At 65.1% G+C, this 26,925-nt stretch carries 28 protein-coding genes and 1 tRNA gene; 20 read left to right on the forward strand and 9 right to left on the reverse strand.

Features of this window, described 5'->3' with window-relative positions; all coding sequences use genetic code 11:
- Positions 1 to 28 precede the first annotated feature (28 nt).
- Entirely contained in the window at positions 29 to 565 is a 537-nt protein-coding gene (locus CV023_RS02555) for a methylated-DNA--[protein]-cysteine S-methyltransferase (protein ID WP_230743896.1), read from the forward strand.
- A 314-nt stretch (positions 566 to 879) separates the two neighbouring features.
- Here the strand turns inward: CV023_RS02555 and CV023_RS02560 are convergent.
- Positions 880 to 952: transfer RNA gene (locus tag CV023_RS02560), tRNA-Ala, on the reverse strand.
- A gap of 201 nt (positions 953 to 1,153) precedes the next feature.
- Entirely contained in the window at positions 1,154 to 1,381 is a 228-nt protein-coding gene (locus CV023_RS02565) for a hypothetical protein (protein ID WP_230743897.1), read from the reverse strand.
- 918 nt (positions 1,382 to 2,299) lie between these two features.
- On the opposite strand from CV023_RS02565, the gene CV023_RS02570 reads away from it, so the two are divergent.
- Both CV023_RS02570 and CV023_RS02575 read left to right on the forward strand, forming a co-directional pair.
- The gene (locus CV023_RS02570) at positions 2,300 to 3,193 is read left to right on the forward strand and encodes a universal stress protein (RefSeq protein WP_230743898.1); all 894 of its coding nucleotides are present in this window, start codon (positions 2,300 to 2,302) and stop codon (positions 3,191 to 3,193) included.
- A gap of 8 nt (positions 3,194 to 3,201) precedes the next feature.
- The gene (locus CV023_RS02575; protein ID WP_284934648.1) at positions 3,202 to 4,107 is read left to right on the forward strand and encodes an alpha/beta fold hydrolase; all 906 of its coding nucleotides are present in this window, start codon (positions 3,202 to 3,204) and stop codon (positions 4,105 to 4,107) included.
- 184 nt (positions 4,108 to 4,291) lie between these two features.
- Here CV023_RS02575 and CV023_RS02580 read toward each other — a convergent pair whose 3' ends face one another.
- Positions 4,292 to 4,525 carry a hypothetical protein gene (locus tag CV023_RS02580; protein WP_230743900.1) on the reverse strand — a complete coding sequence of 78 codons (234 nt, stop codon included), beginning with the start codon at positions 4,523 to 4,525 and terminating at the stop codon, positions 4,292 to 4,294.
- A gap of 77 nt (positions 4,526 to 4,602) precedes the next feature.
- A complete protein-coding gene (locus tag CV023_RS02585; protein WP_230743901.1) occupies positions 4,603 to 5,019 on the reverse strand; it encodes a phage holin family protein in 417 nt (138 codons plus the stop codon).
- A 206-nt stretch (positions 5,020 to 5,225) separates the two neighbouring features.
- Between CV023_RS02585 and CV023_RS02590 the strand changes: the two genes are divergently transcribed.
- On the forward strand, positions 5,226 to 6,491 hold the full coding sequence (locus tag CV023_RS02590; RefSeq protein ID WP_230743902.1) for an MFS transporter: 1,266 nt from the start codon (positions 5,226 to 5,228) through the stop codon (positions 6,489 to 6,491).
- A 136-nt stretch (positions 6,492 to 6,627) separates the two neighbouring features.
- Complete coding sequence (locus CV023_RS02595) at positions 6,628 to 8,097, forward strand: peptide MFS transporter (RefSeq protein WP_230743903.1); 1,470 nt, start codon at positions 6,628 to 6,630, stop codon at positions 8,095 to 8,097.
- Positions 8,098 to 8,185: 88 nt separating this feature from the next.
- Here CV023_RS02595 and CV023_RS02600 read toward each other — a convergent pair whose 3' ends face one another.
- Positions 8,186 to 9,043: a CPBP family intramembrane glutamic endopeptidase gene (locus CV023_RS02600; RefSeq protein WP_442859910.1), complete on the reverse strand. Its 858-nt coding sequence runs from the start codon at positions 9,041 to 9,043 to the stop codon at positions 8,186 to 8,188.
- Positions 9,044 to 9,116: 73 nt separating this feature from the next.
- Between CV023_RS02600 and CV023_RS02605 the strand changes: the two genes are divergently transcribed.
- Entirely contained in the window at positions 9,117 to 10,346 is a 1,230-nt protein-coding gene (locus CV023_RS02605) for a molybdopterin molybdotransferase MoeA (protein ID WP_230743905.1), read from the forward strand.
- A gap of 26 nt (positions 10,347 to 10,372) precedes the next feature.
- A complete protein-coding gene (locus CV023_RS02610) occupies positions 10,373 to 11,545 on the forward strand; it encodes a ThiF family adenylyltransferase (protein WP_230743906.1) in 1,173 nt (390 codons plus the stop codon).
- A gap of 47 nt (positions 11,546 to 11,592) precedes the next feature.
- Here CV023_RS02610 and CV023_RS02615 read toward each other — a convergent pair whose 3' ends face one another.
- The gene (locus CV023_RS02615) at positions 11,593 to 11,838 is read right to left on the reverse strand and encodes a MoaD/ThiS family protein (RefSeq protein ID WP_230743907.1); all 246 of its coding nucleotides are present in this window, start codon (positions 11,836 to 11,838) and stop codon (positions 11,593 to 11,595) included.
- Positions 11,839 to 12,927: a GTP 3',8-cyclase MoaA gene (moaA, locus tag CV023_RS02620; protein WP_230743908.1), complete on the reverse strand. Its 1,089-nt coding sequence runs from the start codon at positions 12,925 to 12,927 to the stop codon at positions 11,839 to 11,841.
- Between the two features lie 42 nt (positions 12,928 to 12,969).
- Between moaA and CV023_RS02625 the strand changes: the two genes are divergently transcribed.
- The 13 genes from CV023_RS02625 (at position 12,970) to gluQRS (ending at position 24,658) form a co-directional block, all read left to right on the forward strand.
- Positions 12,970 to 14,235 carry a molybdopterin molybdotransferase MoeA gene (locus CV023_RS02625; protein WP_230743909.1) on the forward strand — a complete coding sequence of 422 codons (1,266 nt, stop codon included), beginning with the start codon at positions 12,970 to 12,972 and terminating at the stop codon, positions 14,233 to 14,235.
- Complete coding sequence (gene moaC / locus CV023_RS02630; RefSeq protein ID WP_230743910.1) at positions 14,232 to 14,702, forward strand: cyclic pyranopterin monophosphate synthase MoaC; 471 nt, start codon at positions 14,232 to 14,234, stop codon at positions 14,700 to 14,702. The genes CV023_RS02625 and moaC overlap by 4 nt, the downstream gene beginning before the upstream one ends.
- Positions 14,699 to 15,121 (forward strand): molybdenum cofactor biosynthesis protein MoaE, encoded by a 423-nt coding sequence (locus CV023_RS02635; RefSeq protein ID WP_230743911.1) that lies wholly within the window; start codon positions 14,699 to 14,701, stop codon positions 15,119 to 15,121. The genes moaC and CV023_RS02635 overlap by 4 nt, the downstream gene beginning before the upstream one ends.
- Positions 15,118 to 15,519, forward strand: coding sequence for a TOBE domain-containing protein (locus tag CV023_RS02640; protein ID WP_230743912.1), 402 nt, complete (start codon positions 15,118 to 15,120; stop codon positions 15,517 to 15,519). Before CV023_RS02635 ends, CV023_RS02640 begins: the two co-directional genes overlap by 4 nt.
- A 60-nt stretch (positions 15,520 to 15,579) precedes the next feature.
- Positions 15,580 to 16,350 carry a molybdate ABC transporter substrate-binding protein gene (gene modA / locus CV023_RS02645; protein ID WP_230743913.1) on the forward strand — a complete coding sequence of 257 codons (771 nt, stop codon included), beginning with the start codon at positions 15,580 to 15,582 and terminating at the stop codon, positions 16,348 to 16,350.
- Entirely contained in the window at positions 16,350 to 18,077 is a 1,728-nt protein-coding gene (locus CV023_RS02650) for an ABC transporter permease (protein WP_230743914.1), read from the forward strand. The genes modA and CV023_RS02650 overlap by 1 nt, the downstream gene beginning before the upstream one ends.
- A gap of 33 nt (positions 18,078 to 18,110) precedes the next feature.
- Positions 18,111 to 19,805, forward strand: a complete 1,695-nt coding sequence (locus CV023_RS02655) for an AMP-binding protein (RefSeq protein ID WP_230743915.1) — start codon at positions 18,111 to 18,113, stop codon at positions 19,803 to 19,805.
- Positions 19,806 to 20,008: 203 nt separating this feature from the next.
- Entirely contained in the window at positions 20,009 to 20,758 is a 750-nt protein-coding gene (locus CV023_RS02660) for an amino acid ABC transporter ATP-binding protein (protein WP_413335248.1), read from the forward strand.
- A 90-nt stretch (positions 20,759 to 20,848) separates the two neighbouring features.
- Positions 20,849 to 21,748 (forward strand): glutamate ABC transporter substrate-binding protein, encoded by a 900-nt coding sequence (locus tag CV023_RS02665; protein ID WP_230743916.1) that lies wholly within the window; start codon positions 20,849 to 20,851, stop codon positions 21,746 to 21,748.
- A gap of 67 nt (positions 21,749 to 21,815) precedes the next feature.
- Entirely contained in the window at positions 21,816 to 22,478 is a 663-nt protein-coding gene (locus tag CV023_RS02670) for an amino acid ABC transporter permease (protein WP_230743917.1), read from the forward strand.
- Complete coding sequence (locus CV023_RS02675; protein ID WP_230743918.1) at positions 22,475 to 23,317, forward strand: amino acid ABC transporter permease; 843 nt, start codon at positions 22,475 to 22,477, stop codon at positions 23,315 to 23,317. The genes CV023_RS02670 and CV023_RS02675 overlap by 4 nt, the downstream gene beginning before the upstream one ends.
- A 67-nt stretch (positions 23,318 to 23,384) precedes the next feature.
- The gene (locus CV023_RS02680) at positions 23,385 to 23,702 is read left to right on the forward strand and encodes a GNAT family N-acetyltransferase (protein WP_230743919.1); all 318 of its coding nucleotides are present in this window, start codon (positions 23,385 to 23,387) and stop codon (positions 23,700 to 23,702) included.
- On the forward strand, positions 23,699 to 24,658 hold the full coding sequence (gluQRS, locus tag CV023_RS02685; protein WP_230743920.1) for a tRNA glutamyl-Q(34) synthetase GluQRS: 960 nt from the start codon (positions 23,699 to 23,701) through the stop codon (positions 24,656 to 24,658). Before CV023_RS02680 ends, gluQRS begins: the two co-directional genes overlap by 4 nt.
- A 133-nt stretch (positions 24,659 to 24,791) precedes the next feature.
- Here the strand turns inward: gluQRS and CV023_RS02690 are convergent, their stop codons facing one another.
- Both CV023_RS02690 and CV023_RS02695 read right to left on the reverse strand, forming a co-directional pair.
- Entirely contained in the window at positions 24,792 to 26,003 is a 1,212-nt protein-coding gene (locus CV023_RS02690) for a glycosyltransferase (protein WP_330166650.1), read from the reverse strand.
- The gene (locus tag CV023_RS02695) at positions 26,004 to 26,915 is read right to left on the reverse strand and encodes a DMT family transporter (RefSeq protein ID WP_230743921.1); all 912 of its coding nucleotides are present in this window, start codon (positions 26,913 to 26,915) and stop codon (positions 26,004 to 26,006) included.
- Positions 26,916 to 26,925: the final 10 nt, after the last annotated feature.

Raw genomic sequence — 26,925 nt, forward strand, 5'->3', positions numbered from 1 at the left:
TTCGTACCGAAGAGAACCGGAGATGACCATGACATCGACAACGACGACAGCCACCGCGCTGAGGTATGCGATCACCAATTCACTGGTGGGCGCGATCCTGCTGACCTCCGACGGGAAGAATCTGACCGGACTCTATCTCGATGACTTCGACGAGATCATCGAGCGGCTGGCCGCGGTGGCGCGGTCGGAGCCACGCGAAGACCCAGACCTCGAGGTGTTTGCCGAGGCACGTCGGCAGCTGGGGGAGTACTTCGCGGGAGAGCGCACCACCTTCGACCTGCCGCTGGCCCCGGTCGGAACCGACTTCCAACGCACCGTATGGGACGCAATCGGCCGCATTCCCTACGGCACCACATGCGGATACGGCGAGCTGGCGGCAGAAATCAACAGGCCGACAGCCGCCCGAGCGGTCGGAGCGGCGAACGGCAGGAACCCGATCAGCATCATCGTGCCCTGCCACCGGGTGATCGGGGCGAACGGATCACTGACCGGGTACGCCTGGGGCGAAGAGAAGAAGCGCACCCTGCTCGATCTCGAGGCGGGTGTGGTGGCGGCCCGACGCTAGCTCCGAGCGCTGTCGAGCTCGGGTCAGGCGAGCGACCCTGCGGGCCCCGGGTCAGATTCGGCTCGGTGCAACGTCGGGCTCGAAAAGGTCGTCGCAAGTGACGACTTTTTCGAGCTTCGCGTTGACCCACCGCTTCCGGGTGATCCTGGACCCACAATCGGACCGTTAACCCGTGGACGATCACGGTGAATACAGGGCATGACACGCGAGTCTCATACACACATTTTGGCCGATAACACCCATGTAGACGCGGGCATGTGGCGGTGAATGGCGAAGAGCCGAAGTCATCTGATATGACTTCGGCTCTTCTGCGGTGGAGGTAAGGGGATTCGAACCCCTGACCTTCTCCATGCCATGGAGACGCGCTACCAACTGCGCCATACCCCCGCGTGCCTGATCAATATTACCCAGGGCCGGCCGTGACGCCAAATCGGATCACAGTGACGCTTGCCACAGAGCTGAGGCGGCCGCCCCTGAGAGTTGTTCAGGGGCGGCCACCGGCGCACAGCCGTAACCAGGCACCCGGTCCGAACCGAGGACACCAGAGCCCGACCCGGCACTCAAGCAACCAGACACCCGGTCCGGCCGTCAGACGAACGGCCTGACCTGGCTCAGGTAGCGGACGATATCGCGTTCGCGCTGCTCGGCAAGCGACTTCTGCCGTACCCGGCTGCGCAGCTGGGCCTCTCGGCGCTGAACGAGCACGTGGCTGCGTGCTTCGGATGCGGTCGCCGGGCGGCGAGCCCATTGGATCAACCGCAGTCCGGTGCTCAGTGCCAGTCGACGTGGAATTGTGAATGGAAATGCAATGGACAAAACTGCTCCTTTACGTTTTCGGGCAGGAGAAATCCCCGAATGGCGATAAATGAGAATAGTTCAGCTAACCCGCGCAATGTGGCAGGTTGAGTTGAATAGTTACGATAGCTCTCGGCAGTGCACGAGTTCCGCGAGGAGGAGTGTGTCAGGCCATAGGCTCCGACTGCGCGTTGTCGATCCGCGTAGGCGGTCGATCTGCGGAGGTCGGAAGGGCGCCAAGCAGACTCGAGCGGAGTCAGAGCCGAAGGTGTCGCTGTTGACCGTGAACGAACGTGCCTGGTGAACGACGCTGTCCCGTGCAGTCACGTGTCGATACCGCGCTGACAGGCCAGAGCAGGCCTATGCGTGGGTTCGGAGCAGTGTGGTCCTGCGAAAGAAAGCGTACCGGTGTTCAGTCGACCGGTGGAGAAAGACGAAGAGTACGGCTGAGATCAGCCGGCGAGTCCTTGTCCGCCAATCAGGCAGGCAGCGTAACCGCCATGGCAGCGAACGCCGAAGCATGTTCGGAGGTCGGGGTCTGCGATCTGGATGTTCATCATCGAAGCTGCGCTCCTTTCTTGGTCGTGGATCTCGGGTGAGCGGCGTCAACGCTCAGATTTCAAAGAATGCAATTCTGGGTTTTATGCGAATCCGTAATTGCACTTATGAATTTAGCACAGCTTCTGAGTTCAATGGAAGTTCTGTTCACAATTTCTGAACTTTTCTTCCGCAGCGTCAGGTCAGGAGTCGTATGAACCAGCCATCGCCGTTCGTCCAGCCCATCCAAATCACGAGGTCGACTCGATGCATTGCGAGGTCAATTCGATGAATTGCAACGTCGACTCGATCGAGTGCGATGATGACGCGACCGACGTGGACCCCAGGCCACAGGTTCCCAAGTAGAATCGACTCAGACTCGCGCCTAGCTGGGAGAACACAATGTCACAGGATGCAGCAGCCACGACTCGACGACTGGTCGTCGGGTACATCGCGACCGACCGTGGTCGGGACGCCGTCTCGTTGGCCATCTCGATCGCACGATCGGTCGAGATCGAACTCGTCGTCACGATCGTGCGGCCCGAATCATCGAACTTCACCGCAGGCAATGCCATTCCGCAGGACGGCACCGGCATCGTCGAACAGCAGCTCGATGAATGGCTCGACGAAGCATTGGCCCTCATCCCGGATGACGTGACTGCTCGTGGAGTCATCCACACGGCTGCGAACGAGTCGATCGGGCTGATGGAGGTCGCCGAGGCCGAGGGTGCCCTGGGCATCGTCATCGGGGCCCGAGCCACCACCTTGATGCGTCAGTTCCGCATCGGCACCGTTGCGTCGACGCTGCTCCACGCCTCAGAGGTTCCCGTCATCCTCGCGCCCTCGGGGAATTCGGATATCGGCCCGATCTCGCGCATCACCGCGCTGTTCGGGGCGCGACCCGGTGCGGCCTCGCTGATCGGCGCCGCCGTGCAGACCGCCGCAGGTCTCGACGTCGACCTCCGCCTGCTGTCCCTGATCGAAAACGACGGCCTGCTGGAGGACGAGGTCCAGGAGATCACCGAATTCGCCGAGGAGTATGGGGGAGCGGTCCTCGCAGGTCGCGCCAAGGACATGTTCGAGTCCGGCCGGGCGAGAGTGAAGTCTCAGGCCGGTGCCGATATCGAAGAGGCCGCCGAGAACGTCGACTGGCTCCCGGGCGAACTCGCCTTCATCGGCTCGAGCCGACTCGGCCGCGGCGGCAAGGTGTTCGCGGGAGCTCGGGCCAGGCGTCTCCTGCGGGTTCTTCCCGTTCCGGTCGTCGTGGTGCCGAGGCGCTCGGCCAGCCGCCTGTGACGGCACCCGTGAGAGCAGGGGCCCGCCGCATCGATCTAGAGGTCGCTGACCACACCACACCTGCGTGGCTGCATCCCAGAGAGTCGAGCAGGCGTCCGCTGCTGATGATCCACGGCTTCCGCGGGGACCATCATGGAATGGACCTCATCGCTGCGGCCGTCAGGGACCGTGACGTCATCGTTCCCGATCTGCCCGGATTCGGACTCTCGGCGCCCCTGGCCGCAGGGCTGAGCATCGACGCCTATGTCGGCTATCTCTGTGCACTCCGCGCCGAGGTGGCCAGGCGGTGGCAGCGCCCGCCCGTCGTCCTCGGGCATTCCTTCGGATCGATCCTCGTCAGTCACCTCGCGGCCCGCCTGTCACAGGCCGGTCAACACGCGACCCAGACTCAGCCGGAGCGCGGGGAGCTCTCGGAGCTTGTCCTCATCAACCCGATCACCACTCCGGCCCTCGAAGGCTCCGCCCGCTTCCTCACCGGTCTCACCCGCGTCTACTACGGTCTCGGCGCGCGCCTCCAGGAGCGTGCGGGACACCAGCTGTTGGCCAATCCGCTCATCGTGCGAATGATGAGCGAGGTGATGGCGACGACGAAGGATCGGGGCCTGCGGCGTTATATCCACGACCAGCATGCGAAGCACTTCTCCACCTTCTCCGACCGGGCGTCTTTGGCGGAGGCCTTCGAGACCTCGGTCTCGCACACCGTCACCGAGGTGGCCGAGGAGCTGACCATGCCTACCCTCGTCATCGCGGGCGACCGTGACGCGATCGCACCTATCGGACCGACACGTGAGTTCGTCGCGAAGCTGCCCGATGCACGGTTCGTCGAACTCGGCGGGGTCGGTCACCTGGTTCACTACGAACGCCCGGAAGCGACCGCCTCGGGGATCATGGAATTCGCACGGGACAGGGACTGAACCCGCATCTCCCAACCGCTGCAACACGCCTGAAACGGACACTCGACGACTCGCAGCGGAGAGCCGATATCCCGAGGACGACGCGCGGAAACCCGCGCTTCCGACGTCGACGTACGCAGGCCCGAGGACGAAATGCAGAAAAGGGCCGCCGCGCAGCAGCGCAGCGGCCCTTTCGAGCAGTGGTTCAGGCGCGCGGACGCGGATCCCTGATCCACATGTAGATCATCGGGAGCAGGAAGGCGAACGACGAGAGGAGCAGGCCCGCCCAGAACACCCAGAACTCGGTGCCGGCGGGCGAGGAGAACGAGGCGCCGAACAGATAGAGTCCGAATACGAAGAGAGCGAAGGCGATGACGAAGACGACGACGTCAGCGAACGATGCTGAGTTCCGAGTTCTCTTCGTTGCGATATTGGACATGGTCTCCTCCGGCGATGATTCTGCGGTCCTGTGGGCACTCTGCAGATCAGTCTACATGGCGTAGAGAAGCTTTCCGCTCACCGCTCCCGGTCGGCGCTTCGCTCCGGAACCAGCCAGCCCAGCAGGGCAGAGACGATCGAGACGATGATCGCGGCGAAGATGGCTGAGAAGAAGAAGCTGTCGATCGTGAACTCGAACGGGGTGAAGCCGCTGAGCCAACTGGTCAGGGCGAGCATGATCGCGTTGATGACGATTGAGAACAGGCCCAGGGTCAGGCAGGTGATCGGCGCGGAGATGAAGCTGAGGATGGGTTTGATGAATCCGTTCGCCAGACCGAAGATAAGCCCGACCACGAGGTAGGAGATGATCATCGCCGGAATGTGTCCGGTCTGCTCCTCGACGAGGGGATTGCCGGAGATGGCGACGCCTGGCAGAAGCCATGCCGCCACCCAGATCGCACACGCATTCACCACAACTCGAGCAAGGAAGTTCATGCTCGTATACTCCCAGATCCGCCTGCATTCTTACTGAGTCGCCGATGGGAATGAGGTCCGTGCCGACGGCCGGACGGCACCGGGTAGTCTGGGGGAAGACGCCCACCGGCGTCGGGATACGACATGTGCATCTACCGAGTGATTTGATCCAGGTCACCACGGCGGCACAGACTCCCGCAACAGTGGGAGAACAACACTGGATTGGTATGTCACATAAGGAACTCTCACGCACCGAAGAGGCAGACGGCTCCCCGACCCTGTTCTCCACCGTCGGCCGCAGCTACTTCCCGATCGCCTTCATGGCTCGGATGCCGTTCGCCATGGTCGTCATCGGCGTCCTCACCCTCGTCGTCGCCGGCAGGGACTCGCTGAGCCTGGGCGGCATCAACTCCGCCATGGTCGGTCTCGGCACGGCGATCTTCGGTTCGTTCATCGGTGCCGCGGCGGACCGGTGGGGACAACGCTATGTGCTGCTGACGGTCGGGCTGCTCAACTGTCTGGCACTGCTCTTCATGGCGTGGGTCGTGTTCAGCCCCCTGCCCGATGCCGTGGTGCTCATCGCCGCCTTCGCGATCGGCGCCACCTCCCCGCAGGTCGCTCCCATGTCTCGGTCCCGCCTCGTCGAGATCGTCACGACCAGACTGCAGGGGCCCCGGCAACCGAAGATACTCAACGGAACCATGGCCTACGAATCGGCCGCAGACGAGGTCATCTTCGTCTTCGGTCCCTTCATCGTCGGACTCCTCGCCACAGCCTTCACCCCCGTGGCCCCGATCTTCGGCGCCATCGTCCTCACCCTGGCCTTCGTCTCGGCCTTCGCACTCCACCCGAGCGGACGGGCCCGACGGACCGGGGATGCGGCTCAGACACCCGTCCAGAGTCCGGCCCGGGAGCTGTTCACCGGCGGGGTCTTCGTCGTCGTCCTCGGCGTGTTCGGCATCGGCCTGGTCTTCGGTTCGACACTGACGGCACTGACCGCGCTGATGAACGACATCGGCCACCCGGAGGAGGCCGGTCTCGTCTACGGAATGATGGGCATCGGGTCGGCGATCCTCGCGATCTCGGTGGCCCTGTTCTCACCGCGCTACGCGCTCTGGGCGCGGTGGCTGTCCTTCGCACCGCTCATGCTCGGCGGGGCGACCATCATGGCCGTGTCCGACCGGCTGAGCGGCATCGTCATCGCGCTGCTGCTGATGGGCTCTGCGGTCGGTCCCACGCTCGTCACGCTGTTCAGTCTTGCCGCGGAACGGTCCCCGCTGGGACGTTCGGCCACGGTGATGTCGATGGCCGGCTCCGCGATCATCGTCGGCCAGTCCGTGGCTTCGGCCGTCAACGGAATCCTCGCCGAGGAGGTCGGCACTGCCGCTGCCATGGCCGTTCCCATCGCGGCCGCAGCCATCGTTTTCGTCGCCGGTCTGCTCAACCTGCTCGTCGGCTCATCGGCGCGAAAAAGAGACCTGGTTCACTCGTAGTTTCCGCGTTGTGGGACGGTGCGTCCCAGTGATCGCCGCGTGTGACCCATCACTCGGCGAAGAGTAAGATCTCCGCTTGGCCCACGTGAATCGCACAAGGAATCGTGTGATTGCACAGCACTACGGAAAGCACACTATGTCATCAAGCACCTCGACGACCGAGGCCGAGCGGAACGACACCCGGTTCTTCGGACATCCCCTTCCCCTCATGCAGCTCTTCAGCCTCGAGCTGTGGGAACGGTTCTCCTACTACGGGATGAACGGCATCCTCGCCCTCTACCTGTACTTCAAGGTCACCGACGGCGGACTGGGGATGCCCCAGCCGACGGCCATCGGCATCGTCGGCGCCTACGGCGGTGCGGTCTTCCTCGCCACCATCCTCGGTGCATGGCTGGCGGACAGGCTCCTGGGCGCCGAGAAGATCCTGTTCTACTCCGCGATCATCATCATGGCCGGCCATATCTGCCTGGCCGTCATTCCTGGCTTCGGCGGAGTCGCCGCAGGCCTCATCCTCGTCGCACTCGGCTCGGGCGGGCTCAAGGCCAATGCCTCGGCACTCGTCGGCGAGCTCTACACCGAGAAGGACCCGCGTCGGGACGCCGGGTTCACGCTCTTCTACATGGGCGTCAACCTCGGCGCCTTCCTCGGACCGCTCATCACCGGACTCCTGCAGAAGGAGATCGGCTTCCACGTCGGCTTCGGTGCGGCCGCGGTCGGCATGGCGCTGGGCCTCATCATCTACGCCACGGGGCGGAAGAACCTGCCGGACGAATCGCGGGGAGCGGTCAACCCGCTGCCGACGTCGAAGCTCTACCTGTTCCTGGGGGCCATCGTCCTCGCCGTCGTGCTCATCGTCGTCCTGTGGTTCTCCGGAGTCGTCAATCCGGAGAATCTCGACTGGTGGATCGCAGGCATCTCCGCGGGCGCCGCGGCCTGCTACTTCATTGTCATGGGTGTGAGCCCGCAGACGAACGCCGAGGAACGCTCACGCGTTCTTGCGTTCATCCCCTTCTTCGTCACCTGCGTGGTCTTCTGGTCGCTGTACCAGCAGATCTTCGGCACACTCACCGCGTACTCCGACACCCAGATGAACCGTGTCATCTTCGGCTGGGAGATGCCGATCAACTGGCTCCAGCTGATTCCGCCGATCTTCGTCATCGCCTTCGCTCCCGTCTTCTCAGCGATCTGGTTCAAGCTAGGCACGCGACAGATCTCGACCCCGGTCAAGGCCGGCCTCTCGCTCATCCTCATCGGAATTGCGTTCCTGCTCTTCCTGCCGTTCGCGAACTCCGGCCCCCACGAGACGCCCCTGCTGTGGGTCGCTCTCATCCTGCTGCTGTTCGTCTTCGCCGAGCTCCTCATCTCGCCGATCGGTCTGTCCTTCTCCTCGAAGGTCGCTCCGAAGGTGTTCCAGTCGCAGATGATCGCGGTCTTCTTCCTCGCCTCCGGCGTGGGTACGGCGCTCTCGGGCGTCCTCGGCGGATACTACTCGGCAGACAACCAGACGCCGTACTGGTCGTCGGTCGGTGCTGCGTCCATCGTGCTCGGACTCATCGCCCTGACCCTGACGAAGCCGATGCTCAAGGCCCTGCGCGGCATCCGCTGATCCTGGAGCGGCTGCGGCCGCAGCCGATGATCTGCACCGCCGGAGACGCCCTCGCTCACAGTTCGTGAGCGAGGGCGTTTTCGTCGCTTCAGACGCCGATGAAGATCGGCAGCGCCTCGGGGTGATGGGCGTGGACGATAGTGAGGAAGACGAGGGCGTCGAAGAGCAGGTGCACGGTCACCGTGTACGGCAGCGACTTCGTGCGGGTGAAGATGAAGGCCTGCACCAGAGCGAAGGGGATCGTCAGCAGCGGCCCGATCGACCGGTAGCCGAGTTCCCACAGGAACGAGACGAAGATGATCGTGGTGAACACGTTGGCCGTCCAGAACGCGAAGTGCTTGCGCAGCAGGGCGAAGACCGTGCAGATGAAGAACAGCTCGTCCCAGATGCCGACGGCGTTGACCCCGAAGAAGAGCCGGATGATCTCCGACCAGTCGGTCAGCGGCGGCCAATTGAGGTAGACGCCGGTGCGCATGAAGTACTGCGGGAGAACCAGCCAGGCGACGACAATGACGAAGCCCAACCAGGCCCATTCCAGTCGCGACCACGGCTGCCCGCGGCGCAGCGGAAAGACGATCGTGGTGTCTTTGAACCAGTACCTCGTGATCAGCCAGGGGCCGATCACCACGGCCGAGAGCACGACGCCCATCCGGGCGATGTTCGACCAGGAGATGTCGGCTTCGACCGAGATCGAGGAGATCAGGCCCAGGCATCCGGCGATGACGCTGAGATCGCGTGCGAACTCCCGATCACTGACCCAGGCGATGACGAGCGAGACCGCCATCGGGATGTAGCCGAGAACCCGCAGCTCCGGGAAGGTGGTGCCAATGCCGAAGAGGAACAGCGCCGAGACCGCCAGCAATGCTGCCGCTCCACCCTGCCAGGAGAAGAGTCGGCGATGCGGTGATTGGGCGGCGAGCGCTGTGTCCGTGTCCACCTTGCACACTCTAGGGCACCGCGCCGTGAAACGAGGTGGACCTAACCCGTAGGATCGTCGGAGGAAGAGGGAAAGGACGTCATTGGACCCCGAGGACTACAGCGACACCATCGCCGATCTGGCACCCCGTCGGGGGACCGAGACGATTCCGGTGACCACAGCGATCGGTCGTGTCACCGCCGGAGATGTGATCGCCCAGACCCCCATGCCCGCCTTCGCCACCTCGGCGATGGATGGTTTCGCCCTCGACTCAGCCGGCCTCGCATCCGCCGCCGCGGGGATACGGGTGGACGTGCGCGGTGACATTCCCGCAGGACATCGACCGGTCCCGCTGCGGCCGGGCTCAGCGGTCCGGGTGATGACCGGTGCCCAGGTCCCCACCGGCGCCGAGGCGGTGGTGCCCGTCGAATGCACCGATGCCTCCCCGACCGGCGAGGTTCCCTCGAGCATCCGGGTCACGGAGCTCTCGGACCGTCTGCGACCAGGGTGGAACATCAAAGCGGTGGGGGAGGACACCGAGGTCGGGGACACGGTCATCGCCGCCGGTGCCCGCCTGAGCGCCGCCGGCATCGGGACCCTCGTGATGCTCGGACATGAGAGCGTCGAGGTCGAGCGGCCGGTGCGGATCGGACTCGTCATCACCGGGGACGAATTGCGATCGAAGCCGTATACACCTGCGTTCGCCGCGGTCGGGGAGCCTGCTTCGGTCGTCGACGGCCGGGAGCCCACCCCGCTGATCCACAACTCCAATCTGCCGATGCTCTCCGCGGCCGTCTCCGCCGCGGGGGCGGTGCCCATCGAACGCAGCTGCGGAGACGATCCTGCACAGCTGTTGGACATCCTCGGCGAGCTGAGTGAGCGGGTCGATCTCATCATCACCACCGGCGGCATCAGTGCCGGGGCGTACGAGGTGGTCCGACAGGGCCTCGAAGGCGGACGGTCGACATTCCATCACTTGGCGCTGCGGCCGGGGGGACCGCAGGGTCACGGACAATTCGACGGCGTCCCGCTGCTGCATTTCCCCGGCACACCCGCCGGTGCGTTCCTGTCCTTCCACCTCTTCGCCGTCTCCCTGCTGGCCGCACGGCCCCTGCGGGAGCGGTGGCGGAAGGCGGTCTTCGCTGGTCCCGAATTGTCAGGCATCACCAAGGGGGTCACTCTGATCCCGGGCGGCTACACCGCGGGGGGAGGGGTCGTGAGGACTCCGCGCTCACGCCTGCGTGACTATTCGGGTGCAGACGTCATCATCCGCATCCCGCGGAGCACAGCCGAAGTGTATCCGGGAGACATCGTCGACGTCCTCGAGTGCTGAGCGGCCGAAGAACTAGGATGGAGGACATGTCAGACCAGGGACACGCCGCCGACGGCCGGGCACGCTATGCCCGGCAGATCCGCCTCGCCGGTTTCGGCGCAGAGGCACAGCGAACCCTGCTCAACTCACACGTGCTCGTCATCGGAGCTGGGGGACTCGGCGCCCCGGTGCTCAGCTACCTCACCGCGGCCGGGGTCGGCCGAATCACCGTCGTCGACCCTGACGTGGTGGAGCTGAGCAATCTGCACCGGCAGGTGATCCATTCCGAGGCCGGTCTGGGCGAACGCAAGGTCGACTCCGCCCGCCGGCATCTGCAGGGACTGAACTCGAGCATCGAGATCCGCACTAACCCGACGTTGCTGACCACGGACAACGCCCTCGACCTCATCGGGGAAGCCGATATCGTCGTCGACGGCAGCGACAACTTCGCGACGCGGTATCTGAGCAACGACGCCTGCGAGATCCTCGGCCGCCCGCTCGTCTGGGGCACCATCCTCGGCTTCGACGGGCAGCTTGCCGTCTTCGACGCCGCCGGTGGCAATGCCACGCTGCGGGACCTCTATCCGGTCGTCCCCGCACCGGGCAGCGTCCCCGACTGCGCGACCGCCGGAGTCCTCGGCCCCCTGTGCGGCAGCATCGGATCGGCCATGGCCATGGAGACGGTGAAGATGCTCACCGGAATCGGCACGCCGCTGATCAACGCGGTCATGGTGCACAGCAGCCTCGACGCGAGTTGGGAGAGAGTGCCCGTGGGCCGCAACCCCGCCCGTGCGGCCGTCACGGACCTGCGCGATCACCGCGGCGACTATGACCACCTCGGCGAGTTCGACGCGCTGACGACCGAGGCCACGACAGCAGCGCCAGAGCCCACGGTGGCAGCCGACCCCGAGGCCCCAACGACGAACACGCCCCCGAACCTGGGGCCGGCAGTGATCAGGTGGGAGCAGCTGGAGCAGGACACGGTGATCATCGACATCCGCGAGGACGATGAGGCCTCGGCCGGACGCGTACCCGGGGCGAAGCACCTGCCCATGGACGCACTTCTCGCCGATCCGGAACCGAACCTCGCCCACGACCACGTGGCGCTCTACTGCCGCTCGGGGGTGCGGTCATCGACGGCGGCGGCCCAGCTGCGCAAGCGCGGATACGATGTCAGCTCGATCAGCGGCGGCTACCTCGCCTACCTCTCACGGGGCTGAAGCAATCACAAACCTGATGCGCTGACGCCGCTCAAACGGCAGGTGCCTCAGCCTCCCGCGAAGGGCGGGAGCACATCGACGGTGTCGCCGTCGGACAGAGCCGCCGCATAATCGGTGGCGGCCACCGAATTGATGAGGAAGCTCGATCGTGAGAGCACTGTCGCCGCCTGCTGATCGGCCCCCTCAGTGAGCAGTGCCACGAGTTCGTCGACGGACCCGGCCTGCAGGCGCGACTCCCGGGTGCCGAAGGCCTCTCGGGCCGCGGCGAAGAAGCGGACGCTGATCTCTGGCACTTATCCTCCGATGGCGCTCATGGGTCGTTGGGGCTGCTGGAAGTCTGCGGTGTCCATCCCGTGTCCGGCGAGCTTCTTCCAGTGCGCGCCCTTCCACAGGTTCGCGATCGCCTCATCGTCGGCCCCGGACCGCATCGCCGTGAGCAGATCGACCTCGATGTGGGAGAACAGGCAGGTGCGCACCCGCCCTTCGGCGGTGAGTCGGGTGCGGGTGCAGTCGGCGCAGAAGGGTCTGGTCACCGAGGCGATGATTCCGACATCTCCGAGGATCGTGTCCGGAGCGGAGCGGGAAGCGACCCTGAACTTCTCGGCCGGGGCTCCGTTTCGCGGCGCCGAATCCGGGGTGAGGATGAACTCGGGTTCGAGGAGGGCGAAGATGTCGGCAGCGGTGATCATCGACGAACGCTGCCAGGAGTGTCCGGCATCGAGCGGCATCTGCTCGATGAAACGCAGACTCAAGCCCCGCTCGAGGCACCACCGCAGCAGCTCGGGAGCCTGCTGGTCATTGATTCCCGGCAGCAGCACGGCATTGATCTTGACCGGATCGAGACCGGCATCCTGCGCCCCCTGGATGCCCTCGAGCACCCGGTTGAGGAACGGGCGGCGGGCGATCTCTTCGAAAGTCGCGGCATCGACCGTGTCGAGGGAGACGTTGATCCGATCGAGACCCGCCTCGCGCAGCTTCGGGGCCCGCTTGTCCAGACCGATCGCATTCGTCGTCAGAGCGATGTTCGGCCGCGGTTCGAGGGCGGCGACCCCGGAGATGATCTCGGTGATGTCCTTGCGGGTCAGCGGCTCCCCACCGGTGAAGCGAATCTGATCGACACCGAACTTCTCAACCCCGATGCGCGCGAACCGCACGATCTCCGCAGCTGACATCGCGGCATCGCGAGACATGAACTCCACGCCTTCTTCGGGCATGCAGTAGGTGCAGCGGAGGTTGCAGAAATCGGTCAATGAGATGCGCATGTCGCGGGCTCGCCGCCCGAAGGTGTCGAGCAGCGAATCCTCATTGTGAGCGGTGAAGGAATCTCCGGGGTCGACCGTCGGAGTTCGCAGCACCGGCATCGGCAGGCTGATCTTCCGCATTGCCTGTTCCTCCTTGAAAACCTGTGTCGCTATCATCGTCCCATGACTACTCCGATCATGCATCGTTCGCGAGTCCTTGAGACGATCGCTCCACTCCTCGAAACCCGGTCGACGCCGATCGGGGACCTCCTCGATGCGCCCAGACTGCTCACCGAGGACGTAGAGTCGGCGATCGACGTTCCCGGCTTCGACAATTCGAGCATGGACGGTTATGCGGTGGCGACCGCGACACTTGAGCAGGCCCCGCAGGAGCACCGCACCCGTCCGGACGGTTCGCGGACGCTCGTGATCGGCCCGATCCCCGTCGCCGGGCGGGTCGCCGCCGGTGCACGGGGCGCCGAGGTGGCGGCGGGCACGGCCGTCGAGATCATGACCGGGGCGCCTCTGCCGGCGGGCACGGACACCGTGATCAGAATCGAGGACACCGAACCGGGAGCCTTCGAGTCTTCCGAGATCACGGTGGCGGTGCCGGCCGCAGGCGGCCTCCCACAGCTCGGAAGCTTCGTCCGGGCCCGCGGCAGCGATGTCCGGTCCGGACAACGAGTGCTCAGCAAAGGAACTCGGCTGACGCCGGCCCACCTCGGCGTGGCCGCGTCCTGCGGAATCCGGGAGCTGCCCGTGCTGGCGCTGCCGCGGGTGCTCGTGGTCAGCACCGGGGATGAGATCCTCGCCGAGGCGGCCGCCGGCATTCACGACGCGAATTCGGTCACGCTCACCGCCGCACTGCGCCGCCTCGGCGTCGAGGTCGAGATCCTCCGGGTGCCCGATGACCCGGGCCTGCTGCTCGAGCGAGTGCGGCAGACCACGGCCGAGCTCGTCATCTCCACCGGCGGCATCTCCAAGGGCGCCTACGAGGTCGTCAAGCTCGCCGCCGCGGCCGATCCCGGGTCGTCGATGGTCTTCGATCCCATCACCATGCAGCCCGGGGGACCGCAGGGCTGCGGTCGTCTGGCAGATCGTCCCTGGGTGGCGCTGCCGGGCAATCCGGTCAGCACGCTCATCAGCTTTGAGATGTTCATCCGTCCGGCCCTGTTGGGCCTGGGCACGGACGACGACCCGCGCGAGGTCGAATTCCACCGACTGCCCAACGGACTCGACGAGCCTCCGCCCGCCGGCAAGCTCCAAGTCAGGCGGGCGCGTCTGAGCGCCGATGGTCTCGTCTTGGTCGGCGGTTCCCGCTCGCATCTGCTGGGCAACTATGCCCTCAGCGACCGTCTCCTGTTCGTCCCGGCGGGATATCCGCATCACGACCCCGCCGACCCCTTCGCTCCGGTGGACGATATGCTGAGGACGTGGAAGATCGAATGACGCTCTCGCACGTCGATGAGTCCGGAACAGCCCAGATGGTCGACGTCGGAGACAAGGATGTGAGCCGACGCCGAGCCGTGGCCACCGCCCTGATCACCACGCGTGCCGAGGTCATCGACATGATCGCCGAGGCGGGCCTGCCCAAGGGCGATGCCCTGCCCGTGGCGAGGATCGCCGCGGTGATGGGGGCCAAACGCACGAGCGATCTCATCCCCCTGTGCCACCCCCTGCCGCTGACGGGCATCGACGTCGACTTCGAACTGCTCGAGACCGGTGTGCGCATCACCGGAGCGGTGAAGACCGTTGCCAAGACCGGGGTCGAGATGGAGGCGCTGACGGCCGTGTCCGTGGCTGCGCTGACGATCTTCGACATGATCAAGGCCGTGGACAATCGGGCCGTCATCGGCGACATCAAGGTCATCGAGAAGTCCGGGGGCCGCAGCGGCGATTGGATCCGAGAAGCATGAGCGTCATCCGCGCCGACGTCGTCGAGACCCCGATCAGCACCGAATCCCTCGAACCCGAGGTCGTCACCGACACCTGCGGAGCCGCTGTCAGCTTCTCCGGAATCATCCGCAACCACGACGGGGGACGGTCCGTCCGCGGGCTCAGCTACGAATCGCATCCGCTGGCCGGAGACCAGATCGCCGAGGTGGCTGCGCGGATCGCCGCCGCCCACCCCGAGGTGCGACTGGCGGTGTCCCACCGGGTGGGCGCCCTGGAGATCGGCGACGTCGCCCTGGCCGCAGTCGTCGCCTCGGCCCATCGGAAGGATTCCTTCGCCGCGTGCGCCGAACTCATCGACGAGGTCAAGGCCGAGGTCGCGATCTGGAAGCACCAGCACTTCACCGACGGCACCGAAGAATGGGTGGGAGCACTCGAATGACCGAACTGCGCATCAGCGAAGCAGCACGATTCCTCGGTGTCAGCGATGACACCGTCCGGCGGTGGATCAATGAGGGCCGACTGAGCCAACGCAAGGACGCTTCGAACCGCGCCGTCGTCGACGGCAAGGAGCTCGTCGGACTGGCCCAGGCGGGTCCGGCCGCGCTCGAGGACCCGACAGGGGTGGTCAGCTCGGCCCGGAACAGGTTCGCCGGACTCGTCACCGAGGTCCTCATCGACGGAGTGATGGCACAGGTGAGCCTCCAGTGCGGCCCCTTCCGGGTGGTGTCGCTGATGTCGGCTGAGGCCTGTCGGCAGCTCGAACTCGAACCCGGCAGCCTCGCCACCGCCTCGGTGAAGGCGACGATGGTCTCGATCGACACGCTCGGAAATCAATGATCTGTCTCAAATGCTGATGGAATTGCCAGTTTAATCCGCAGATGCGGGTTAAATGGGGGTATGAAGAAGCAACTCTCAGCGATCTGCATCGCCGCAGCGCTCACCCTGACAGCATGTTCATCCGGTACGGGAGCCGATTCGGATTCCGATTCAGGGGAGAAGACCGAACTGACCGTCTTCGCCGCCGCCTCCCTGACAGACGTCTTCGAGGACGTCGCCGAGGAGTTCAAGAAGGAGAACAGCGATGTCTCCGACGTGAAGTTCTCCTTCGCCGGCTCCTCCGATCTCGTCTCCCAGATCTCAGAGGGAGCACCCGCCGATGTCATCGCGACCGCGGACGAGAAGAACATGGACACCCTCGCCTCCGACGATCTCCTGGCCGGTGAGCCGCAGATCTTCGCCTCGAACACTCTGGCTCTCGCCGTGCCCAAGGGCAACCCGGGCAAGCTCGAGACACCGAAGGACTTCGCCGGCAAGGACCTCGTCATCTGCGCCCCGCAGGTGCCCTGCGGATCGGCCACAGAGAAGTGGGCCGACCAGAATGATGTCACCCTCGATCCCAAGAGCGAAGAGAACTCCGTCACCGATGTGCTCGGCAAGGTGAGCTCCGGCCAGGCGGATGCCGGCATCGTCTACGTCACCGACATCCCACGCGGCGACGGTGCGGTCGAGATGGTCGACCTCGAAGGCGCCGACAAGGTGGTCAACCAGTACCCGGCGGCGACGGTCAAGGCCAGTGAGAACCAAGAGGCGGCGGACGCCTTCGTCGAGTTCCTGGGCACGGACACAGCGGCCAAGCTGCTTGAGGACGCCGGGTTCGCCACTCCCTGATGAACAGACGCAGCCACAGCCATTCCACGGCGCCCGCATGGCTGTGGATTCCCGCGGCGATCGGAATCGCATTCCTGCTCGTCCCCATCATCGGGATGATCTCCCGCATCGAACCGGGGACTCTGAGCGAGGTCGTCCTCGCGCCGGAATCACGCATCGCCATGGGACTGTCGCTGCTGACTTCGGTCGTCTCCGCCATCGTCTCCGTCGCCATCGGATTCCCACTCGGATATCTGCTGGCGACGAAGACGTTCCCAGGGCAGCGGATCGTGCGCACCCTCATCCTCCTGCCGCTCGTGCTGCCACCGGTGGTCAGCGGTCTCGCGCTGCTCTACACCTGGGGGAGGTCGGCCTACCTCGGCTCGCTGCTCACCGATGCAGGACTCGGGCTGGCCTACACCACGGCCGCCGTGGTCGTCGCGCAGATCTTCGTCTCGCTGCCCTTCATGGTGATGTCCGTCGAGACCGCGGTCGCGGCCCGCGGGACAGGCTATGAGCTCGCCGCCGCCGAACTCGGAGCAACGCCCGGACGGGTCTTCTTCACCGTGACTCTGCCGCTGCTGCGCCCCGGAATCATGACGGGAGCGGTGCTGTGCTTCGCCCGTTCACTGGGCGAATTCGGTGCCACCCTGACCTTCGCCGGCTCCCTCGAAGGGGTGACCCGGACGATGCCGCTGCAGATCTATCTCGTCCGCGAGTCCGATCCGCAGTCGGCGATCGCGCTCTCCCTGCTCCTCGTGCTCGTGGCACTGATCATCATCGTCCTCGCCTACCGCTCCCCGCACGCCCCGAAGCTGCGGCCCAGCCGACCGAGCGGCGATGACGCGGACGGGGCAGTCGCACCTGCCGGCGTGCAGCCTCGTTCCGCGTATCCGACGCTGAGCACCGCGGCGAATGACAGCTCTGCATCGGCCCCGGACGCCGACGAATCCGCCGCCGGCACCGGAGGACCGCCTCGGCGGGAATTCCCGCCCTCTCACCCGGCCATCGAGTTGCAGGCCACGCTCGACGAGCGCGATGTCGAACTGAACTTCAGTGTGCCCAGCGCCGCGACGACGGCGGTCATCGGTCGCAACGGCGCCGGGAAGTCGACGCTCTTCCACGTCACCACCGGGGCCTTGGCCGCAGACAGCGGTTCGCTGCGCATCGGCGACGAGGTCATCTTCGACATCGAGGCCGGCACGTGGCCGGCGATCCACGACCGCGGCATCGTCCACCTCGCGCAGAACCCGCTGCTGTTCCCCCACCTCAGCGTCATCGACAACGTCGCCTACGGGCTGCGCTGTCAGGGCCTGAGCCGGCAGGACGCCCGCCGGCGAGGTCAGGTCATGCTCGACCGCCTCGGCGTCGGACACACCTCCGGACGCCGCCCCTCCGCGGTCTCCGGCGGGCAGGCCGCCCGCATCGCCCTGGCCCGCGCCCTCCTCATCGAACCCAGGCTGCTTCTGCTCGACGAACCGCTCGCCGCTCTCGACGTCGACGTCAAGGTCGAGACCCGCAAGGTGCTGCGCGAGGTGCTCGAAGGGCGCAGCGCGCTGCTCGTGACCCATGATGTCGACGACGTCATCGCCCTGGCGTCCTCATTGGTCCTCATCGACTCCGGGCGCACGGACTACGTCGCCGAGGTGGGCGAGATCGACACCGCGGCGCCGGAGCGCGGACGCGATTTCCTGCGCAGCTTTTGCGAGACCGATCGAGAAGGAATACTGTGCAGTAGATCACAGTAGTCATTTCGCATCAGCGCAAGGGAGCACTTCGCCGTGGCAGAACTTTCCTACACCTCCGGACCGTCGACCACTCCGCTGCTGGGACAGACGATCCCCGCCAACCTCAAGGCGGTCGCGGCCGCCAACTCGACGGCGACCGCGCTGGTCGACCGGCACTCGGGCCGTCGCTGGACTTATGCGCAATTCGACCGCGACACCGATGCGCTGGCCATCGGTCTGTTGGAGCGCGGGGTGAAGAAGGGCGATCGTCTCGGCATCTGGGCCCAGAACCTCGGCGAATGGGCGCTGATCCAGTACGCGACGGCGAAGATGGGGGCGATCCTCGTCAACGTCAATCCCGCCTATCGCAGCCACGAACTCGAATTCGTCGCCAAACAGTCGGGAATGAGACTTCTCATCTCCCAGATCGTGGCACCCCCGCACTCGGACTACCACGCGATCGCCACCGAGGTTGCGGCGAAGGTGCCGGGGCTGGACCTCGTCTTCATCGACACCGTCCCCGACGACCTCCTCGGCGAGGCCTCCATCGGCGAACGTCAGTCCTTTGCCCACCTCATCGAGGCCGGACGGCGGCTGCTCGATGACGATTCGGCCAAGTACGGCGTGCGCCTGCAGCAGGTCATGGACGAACTCTCCTCCGACGACCCGATCAACATCCAATACACCTCGGGCACCACGGGCTTCCCGAAGGGGGTGACGCTGAGCCACCACAACATCCTCAACAACGGATTCTTCATCGGCGAACTCCTCGCCTATACCTCTGCCGATTCGGTGGTCCTGCCCGTTCCCTACTACCACTGCTTCGGGATGGTCATCGGCAACCTCGCGGCACTCAGCCACGGGGCGGCCATCGTCCTGCCCTCACCCGGCTTCGACCCCGTGGCCAGCCTCCGCGCCGTCGCCGAGGAGAAGGCGACCTCTCTCTACGGCGTGCCGACGATGTTCATCGCCGAACTCGAACACCCCGAGTTCTCCGACTTCGACCTGAGCACCCTGCGCACCGGGGTGATGGCCGGATCCCCCTGCCCAGTCAACGTCATGAAGCGGGTGATCGACGATATGAACATGTCCGAGGTCGCGATCTGCTACGGCATGACCGAGACCTCGCCCGTGTCGATGATGACCCGGGTCGACGACTCGCTCGAGGCGAGGACCCAGACCGTGGGCCGGGTGATGCCCCACCTTGAGATCAAGATCGCCGACCCGGTTACAGGCCTGGCCGTTCCGCGCGGACAGAAGGGCGAGCTGTGCACGCGCGGCTACTCGGTCATGCTCGGGTACTGGGAACAGCCGGACAAGACCGCCGAGGCGATCGACTCCGCGCGGTGGATGCGCACCGGTGATCTCGCGATCATGGACGAGGACGGCTATGTCGACATCTCCGGCCGGATCAAGGACATGGTCATCAGGGGAGGGGAGAACGTCTACCCGCGCGAGATCGAGGAGTTCCTCTACCACCATCCGGCGATCCGCGATGTCCAGGTCATCGGCGTCTCCGACGAGAAGTACGGGGAGGAGCTGATGGCCTGGGTGATCCTCAAGGACGGCTTCGACTCACTCGACGCCGAGGAGGTGCGCGAGTTCTGCTCCGGCAAGCTCGCCCACTTCAAGATTCCCCGCTATGTCGAGGTCCGGGAGTCGTTCCCGATGACCGTCTCGGGCAAGATCCGCAAGGTCGAGCTGCGCGAGGAGGGTGAGTCCATCGTGCACGGGGCGACGGCCGGCTGAACCGCTGCGAACCGAGCCCGTGGTGTGGACGACGACGGTCCCGGACAGCGTCGGCCTGATGTCAGGCTGACGTCGACCGGACTTCGGCCGGGCGTCGACCGGGCGTCGACCGGGCGTTGTTCGAGGTCACAAGTCGGTTGCAGTTCTCCTGACAAGACGCCACGTTTTTCATGTGAGGACACTTTTCACTAAGATCAGTGTCCATGAGAGCTGAGTCACAACCGCTGGTGTCGGTTACGAACGTCGAGAAGCACTACGGTGACTTCCATGCCCTGAAGAACGTCAACCTCGACATCCAGGAGCAGGAAGTCGTCGTCGTCATCGGCCCTTCGGGCTCGGGTAAGTCGACGCTGTGCCGGACGATCAATCGCCTCGAAACCATCACCTCGGGTTCGATCACGATCGACGGCAAGGAGCTGCCCGCCGAAGGTGCGGCCCTGGCTCAGCTGCGCTCCGATGTGGGCATGGTCTTCCAGGCCTTCAACCTCTTCGCTCACAAGACGATCCTCGAGAACGTCACCCTGGGTCCGATCAAGGTGCGCAAGCTCTCGAAGTCCGAAGCCGACAAGCAGGCGATGGCCCTGCTCGAACGCGTCGGCGTCGCCCACCAGGCTGATAAGTATCCCGCTCAGCTCTCGGGCGGGCAGCAGCAGCGCGTGGCCATTGCGCGGGCGCTGGCGATGAAGCCGAAGGTGATGCTCTTCGACGAGCCCACCTCGGCGCTCGACCCCGAGATGATCAATGAGGTTCTCGACGTCATGGTCGGCCTCGCCAAGGAGGGGATGACGATGGTCGTCGTCACCCACGAGATGGGCTTCGCCCGGAAGGCCGCCCACCGGGTCGTCTTCATGGCCGACGGCGAGATCGTCGAGGTCGCCGAACCCGAAGAGTTCTTCACTAATCCGCAGACCACCAGGGCCAAGGACTTCCTGTCGAAGCTCCTCACCCACTGAACCTGTTCATCGACGGCTCGGCTCACCGCGGAGGCCGCGTTCGTCACTCGTCACACCCACAGTTCTGAATCACCATCACAAGGAGAGACAATGAAGAAGCTCAGCATGGCCGTTGCCTCGGTCGCCATCGGTATGCTCGCCCTCAGCGGCTGCGGCCAGGGCGGCACCCCGGATGCCCCGGCCGAAGGAGACGGTGCACAGTCCGAAGCTCCCGAGTACACGGTCAACGAGGAAGCCGACTTCGCCGATTCGAAGACCTGGAAGGCTGCGAAGGATGCCGGTGAGCTGAACATCGGCGTCAAGTTCGATCAGCCCGGCCTCGGCAACGTCTCCGCCGGCTCTGAAGACCCCGAAGGATTCGACATCGAGATCGCGAAGATGGTTGCGGCCGAACTCGGATTCAGTGCTGACCAGATCAAGTACACCGAGACCGTCTCCGCCAACCGTGAGCCCTTCCTCCAGCAGGGCAACGTCGACATGGTCATCGCGACCTACACGATCAACGATGAGCGCAAGAAGGTCGTCGACTTCGCCGGGCCCTACTATGTCGCCGGTCAGGACCTGCTCGTGGCCGAAGACTCCGATATCGCCGGCCCCGAGGACCTCGCGGGCAAGAAGGTGTGCTCGGTCGACGGTTCGACGCCGGCTCAGAACATCAAGGACAAGTACAAGGACGCCGAGCTCGTCACCTATGACGCGTACTCGAAGTGCGTGACCGACCTGCAGTCCGGTTCGGTCGACGCGGTGACCACCGACGATGCGATCCTGCGCGGCTACGCTCAGCAGTACGAGGGTGAGTTCAAGGTTGTGGGCAAGCCCTTCACCGAGGAGCCCTACGGCGTCGGCCTGCCCAAGGACGACCAGGATCTCCGCGATGCGGTCAATGATGCTCTGCAGAAGGGCATGGACGACGGCGACTGGGACAAGGCCTTCGAATACACCCTCGGGTCGACCGATGATGTCGACAAGCCCGAGATCGACCGTTACTGACACGTCCACAGATTGACATGATGCGAGGGCACCGAATGGTGCCCTCGCATCGATTAAGGAATCTGGAATGGATTTTCCGCAGCTTCTCCAAATGTTCCTCTCGGGGACGTGGGGAACGATCAAGCTCTTCACCGTCGCCCTCCTCGGCTCGATGGTGCTCGGCACCATCCTCGCCGGCATGCGGGTCTCACCGACCCCGGTGCTGAGGATCGCCGCCTCGACGTACATCAACGTGGTCCGGAACACCCCGCTGACGCTGGTGATGTTCTTCTGCGCCTTCGGGCTGCCGTTCCTCGACATCCGCTTCGGTGCGACGAGCTCCTTCAACTCCTTCGTCTACGCCACGATCGCCCTCACCGCCTACACCGCCTGCTTCGTCGCCGAGACCCTCAAGTCCGGCATTGCGACGATTCCGGTCGGTCAGGCCGAGGCGGCCCGTGCCGTCGGACTGACCTTCGGGCAGACCTTGGGCCAGGTGATCCTGCCGCAGGCGTTCCGGACCGTGATCCCGCCGCTGGGCAGCGTGATCATCGCCATGCTCAAGAACACCTCGATCGCCTCGGCCTTCAACAACCGGGAGCTGATCTCGGCTATGCGCAATGCCATCGAGCTGCGCGGCGACCTCGTCATTCCGCTGCTCTTCGGCACCGCCTTGGCCTACCTGATTCTGGCGCTGATCCTCGGACGCGTCTTCGACTACCTGGAGAAGAAGCTGGTGATCCTGCGATGAGTGCACCGACACAGGTCCTCTTCGACGAGCCCGGACCGAAGGCCCGCCGCAATAACGTCATCTTCTCGATCGTCTCGGCGATCGTGCTGTTGGCCCTCATCGCCTTCATCGTCTGGAAGTTCGCCGATGCCGGTCAGCTCGACGCGGCCAAATGGTATCCATTCACCTTCACTCAGATCCAGATGGTGCTGCTCTCGGGCATGCTCGCCACCCTCAAGGTCGCCGTGGTCGCCTCGGTGCTCGCCATCGTCGTCGGTGTGATCTTCGCCCTCCTGCGCCTCTCGGGTACGCGGATCATCTCGATTCCGGGCACCATCGTGCTCGAGTTCTTCCGCGGCGTGCCAGTGCTGCTGCTGATCTTCGCGATGTTCCTCATATTCGGCAACACGATCGGCCCGTTCTGGTCGGTCGTCATCGGCCTCACCCTCTACAACGGCATGGTGCTTGCCGAGATCATCCGCGCCGGCATCCTCGCGGTCCCGAAGGGCCAGCGGGAGGCGGCCATGGCGATCGGCCTGCGACCCAGCCAGGTGATGAGTCTCGTGCTCATGCCGCAGGCGCTGCGGGCGATGATGCCGACGATCATCGCGCAGATCGTCGTCCTCCTCAAGGACTCCGCCCTCGGCTTCATCGTCACCTACCAGGATCTCCTCTATCAGGTGAACCTCATCGGTCGCGAGTACAACAACCTGCTTCCGACGTTCCTCGTCGGAGCGGTGCTGTTCATCATCATCAACATGATCGTCGCCGCGATCGCCCGCTGGCTCGAGAGCAGACTGCAGCGCAAGACCACCGCCGACACGGAGGACGGGGCGCTCTCGGCCAAGACGGTCACCTGAGTGTAGTGTTCGGGAGAGAAGTCAGAAGCACGAACCGTGCATCGTCGCCGGTGACAAGGAGTCGCAGATGCAACCCGAACTCAATTCCACCCCGGTCGAAGTCGTCGATAACCCCGGCCGGGAGCGGTACGAGATCTTCACGGCCGGGGATCCGGCCGAGTTCATCGGATTCCTCGCCTACCGTGTCATCGATGCCGAGACTCTCGAACTCCAGCACACGATCATCTCCGAGGGGTTCTCTCGTCGCGGCTTCGCCCGGACTCTTGTCACGCACGTCCTCGATCGGGCGCGTGAACGTGAGATCCGGATCGTGCCGACCTGCAGCTATGTCCAGGACTACATTCGGCGCTTCCCGCAGTACGGCGACCTCGTGGCCGAAGGGTGAGGCCAGGGTCTGAGGGAGCGGTTCGTGATGGGCGTGGGGCGGGCCGTTTCGCGCCGAGTCCCAGCGGCGACCTGCACATCGGCAACATCCGTTCCGGACTGCTCGCCTACGTCCGTGCCCGCCAGACCGGAAGGCGGTTCCTCTGGCGCATCGAAGACCTCGACCGGGTCAGAGACGGTGCCGCGGAATCGCAGTTGGCGGTGTTCTCCGAGCTCGGCGTCGTCCCCGATGAGGAGCCCCTGGTGCAGTCCCGCAGGCTCGAATACTACGCCGCTGCCATCGATCACCTCGCCGAGGCGGGTCTGGTCTTCGAATGCTACTGCTCACGCAAGGACATCGCCGAAGCTCCCAGCGCGCCCCACGCGCCGCCCGGGGCCTATCCCGGAACCTGCCGCAGCCTCGGCAAGGAGGAGCGGGCCCGCCGACGTGCGCATCTGGACGAACTCGGTCGGGCACCGGCTCTGAGGCTGCGCACCGACAACGCCGAGCACCTCGTCGACGACGAACTGCTCGGCGAGATCGCTGCGCCCGTCGACGACTTCGTTCTGCGGCGCGGCGACGGCGTGTTCGCCTACAACCTCACCGTCGTCGTCGACGATGCCGCCAGCGGAATCGACGAGGTGGTGCGCGGGGACGATCTCGCGTCTTCGGCTCCCCGACAGGCCTACCTCGCCCGACTCCTCGGTGTGATTGGTCCGGGCTGGCTGCATGTGCCCCTGGTGCTCAATTCCACCGGTCAGCGGCTGGCGAAGAGAGATGGGGCAGTGACCTATCAGCAGCTGCGGGAATTCGGCTGGACGATCCCGGACGTCTTCGGGTGGATGCAGAGCTCACTCGGCTTCGCAGGCTCGGCTCAACCTCGGTGGCGGAATGTCGAGGATATGGTCGAGGGAATCGACTTCGGGCTCATCGACGCCGAACCGACGGTGTTCGTGCCGCCCAACGGCGACCGCTGACCTCGGTCGGGGACAGACGCCGAGGAATCAGCTGCGCAGTGTGGTGCAGAGCCGCCGAAGACTCAGCTGCGCCGTGGAGGAACAGCGCTGGCGAGAGCTCCGTCGCACCGTGGGGTGCGGCATTGCCACAGTCTCAGGCGGCGCGGGAGTCGAGATCGTCGCCGATGACCTCGGCATAGATCGACTCGAAGGTGTCGAGCGTGTATTCGATGTCATGCTTGGCGACGACATCGAGAGAGGCCTGCGACATCGTGTCGAGCGCGGCTTCGGTCATCGTGCAGATGCTCGTGAAGCGATCGGCGAGCACATCGATGTCGCGCGGCGGGAACAGATAGCCGTTGACACCGTCCCGGACGAGATGCGGCAGAGCCACGGCGTCGGCGAGCACCACGGGTTTGCGCGAGGCCAGGGCCTCGAGAGTGGCGATGGACTGCAGCTCCGCGGTCGACGGCATGCAGAAGAACGTGCACCGTTGGTAGGCCTCCATCAGCTGCTTGTCGCTGATCTTGCCGAGGACATGGATCCGGTCGGCGATGCCGAGCTTCTCGGCCAACTCCTTGAGCGGCTCCTCCTGATCCCCACCGCCGACGATGTCGGCTTCGAGACCGATCGCCGGGTCCGTCTTCGCCACGGCCTCGACGATGTCTGCTGCGTGCTTCTCCGCCGAGAGTCTGCCGACGAAGAGCACCCGCGGGGGAGTCGCCTCGGCGGGGGAGTTCTCGACTTCGCTCAGGTGGGCGAAACGGTCGAGGTCGATCCCGCAGGACACCGCGCGGATCGGTGAGGTGAACCCGTTCTGGGTGAGCAGATCGGCGGCCAGCTGGGTGGGCACCGTGATGAAGTCGGCCGATTGGAACTTCCGGCGCAGATCCCACCAGGCCATCGCCGTTCCACCGTCGAGCAGCGACTTCGGCGCCTTGATGTAGGGGCGCACGTTGTCGGGCATGAAATGGTTCGTCGCGACGACGGGGATGCCGCGCCTGATCGACTCTGAGAAGGCGTAGCGGCCGATGACGAAGTGGGCTTGGGTGTGGACGACATCGGGCTGCAGGCTGTCGAGGAGACGGGAGAGCTCCGGCTTGGTCTCCCAGGGCATGCAGATCGTCCAGGTGGGATGCAGCGGCCAGCGATGTGCGGTCAGCCGATGCACGGTCACTCCGTCCTCGGTGCTCACGGATGCCTTGCCCGTGGCGGAGGGGCAGGCCACGTGGACTTCATTGCCACGAGCGGCGAGCCCGGCGGCGAGGCGCTCGGCGAATTTCGCCGCACCGTTGACCTCGGGGGCGTAGGTCTCGGTCGGAATGAGGATTCGGCGGGGTGGTGTGTGACGGTGCGCGGACAGGATTCAGCTCTCCTCGGTGTCGGTCAATGTGTCGCTCCGGCGAGCGACTCGGCGCTCGGCTTCACGATCTTTGACATCGGGATGATAACGCGACAATACAACGACCCCCAGGCAGGCGACCAATCCGGTGGCCGTGATCGCAATGATCAGCCACACCGGAGCGGACTGCGCCTCGCCGAGAACCACGGTGCCCAGAATCACTGCACCGATCGGATCGACGACGGTGAGTCCGGCGATGACCATCTCCGGGGGTCCGGCCGCGTAGGCGTTCTGGACGAACCACGAGCCCAGAGCCGCTGCGGCGGCAAGGCCGACCACGTTGATCCAGGTCACCTGGTCGGGGCCGGCGCGGAGGATCTGGACGCTGACGAGGTGCGCGTTCGTGGCGACGCAGGCGAACAGCAGCCCGGCGGCGGTGATGAGCACAAGCTGTGGAGCGTGGCGGAAGGCGATCATGATGATCAGACCGATGACGACGACGATTCCGGTGATCCACACCAGCGGCATCGCATCCCCGCCGAGGTGGACCTCGGAGCGTGCTGTCGTCGCCGAGAGTGCGACGAAGAGTGTGACCCCGACCGTGCACCAGACGACCGCTTGGACGAGGCGGCGATTGACCTTGAGTCCGCGATGGCGGATGCCCAGCAGCACGGAGACGATGAGTGAGAACGCACCGATGGGCTGAACGACCATGACAGGGGCCAGCGCGAGGGCGACGAGGTTGCCGGCGGTGCCGAGTCCGAGAATGAGGAGTCCGAGCAGCCAGCGACGGTTGGCGAGCAGCTCCTTGAAGTTGGCCCAGCTCAGTCCGTTGTGCGAATCATCCTGACCGACCACGGCCTCATGCTGGAACAGTGCTCCATAGGCCAGAGCCACTGCCGCGAGGACGGCGAAGGCGATTGCCACTATGGTCACGTTGCTTCTT

The organism is Brevibacterium sp. CCUG 69071 (genome assembly GCF_021023135.1).
GTDB lineage: Bacteria > Actinomycetota > Actinomycetes > Actinomycetales > Brevibacteriaceae > Brevibacterium.

Coding starts and splice junctions, on each gene's coding strand:
- CV023_RS02580 (WP_230743900.1), bottom strand. CDS start 4,525: ATGTCCAATATCGCAACGAAGAGAACTCGGAACTCAGCATCGTTCGCT.
- CV023_RS02670 (WP_230743917.1), top strand. CDS start 21,816: ATGGATTTTCCGCAGCTTCTCCAAATGTTCCTCTCGGGGACGTGGGGA.
- CV023_RS02650 (WP_230743914.1), top strand. CDS start 16,350: ATGAACAGACGCAGCCACAGCCATTCCACGGCGCCCGCATGGCTGTGG.
- CV023_RS02585 (WP_230743901.1), bottom strand. CDS start 5,019: ATGAACTTCCTTGCTCGAGTTGTGGTGAATGCGTGTGCGATCTGGGTG.
- CV023_RS02570 (WP_230743898.1), top strand. CDS start 2,300: ATGTCACAGGATGCAGCAGCCACGACTCGACGACTGGTCGTCGGGTAC.
- CV023_RS02680 (WP_230743919.1), top strand. CDS start 23,385: ATGCAACCCGAACTCAATTCCACCCCGGTCGAAGTCGTCGATAACCCC.
- CV023_RS02595 (WP_230743903.1), top strand. CDS start 6,628: ATGTCATCAAGCACCTCGACGACCGAGGCCGAGCGGAACGACACCCGG.
- CV023_RS02590 (WP_230743902.1), top strand. CDS start 5,226: ATGTCACATAAGGAACTCTCACGCACCGAAGAGGCAGACGGCTCCCCG.
- CV023_RS02660 (WP_413335248.1), top strand. CDS start 20,009: ATGAGAGCTGAGTCACAACCGCTGGTGTCGGTTACGAACGTCGAGAAG.
- CV023_RS02555 (WP_230743896.1), top strand. CDS start 29: ATGACATCGACAACGACGACAGCCACCGCGCTGAGGTATGCGATCACC.
- CV023_RS02610 (WP_230743906.1), top strand. CDS start 10,373: ATGTCAGACCAGGGACACGCCGCCGACGGCCGGGCACGCTATGCCCGG.
- moaC (WP_230743910.1), top strand. CDS start 14,232: ATGACGCTCTCGCACGTCGATGAGTCCGGAACAGCCCAGATGGTCGAC.
- CV023_RS02665 (WP_230743916.1), top strand. CDS start 20,849: ATGAAGAAGCTCAGCATGGCCGTTGCCTCGGTCGCCATCGGTATGCTC.
- moaA (WP_230743908.1), bottom strand. CDS start 12,927: ATGCGGAAGATCAGCCTGCCGATGCCGGTGCTGCGAACTCCGACGGTC.
- CV023_RS02640 (WP_230743912.1), top strand. CDS start 15,118: ATGACCGAACTGCGCATCAGCGAAGCAGCACGATTCCTCGGTGTCAGC.
- CV023_RS02635 (WP_230743911.1), top strand. CDS start 14,699: ATGAGCGTCATCCGCGCCGACGTCGTCGAGACCCCGATCAGCACCGAA.
- modA (WP_230743913.1), top strand. CDS start 15,580: ATGAAGAAGCAACTCTCAGCGATCTGCATCGCCGCAGCGCTCACCCTG.
- CV023_RS02675 (WP_230743918.1), top strand. CDS start 22,475: ATGAGTGCACCGACACAGGTCCTCTTCGACGAGCCCGGACCGAAGGCC.
- CV023_RS02625 (WP_230743909.1), top strand. CDS start 12,970: ATGACTACTCCGATCATGCATCGTTCGCGAGTCCTTGAGACGATCGCT.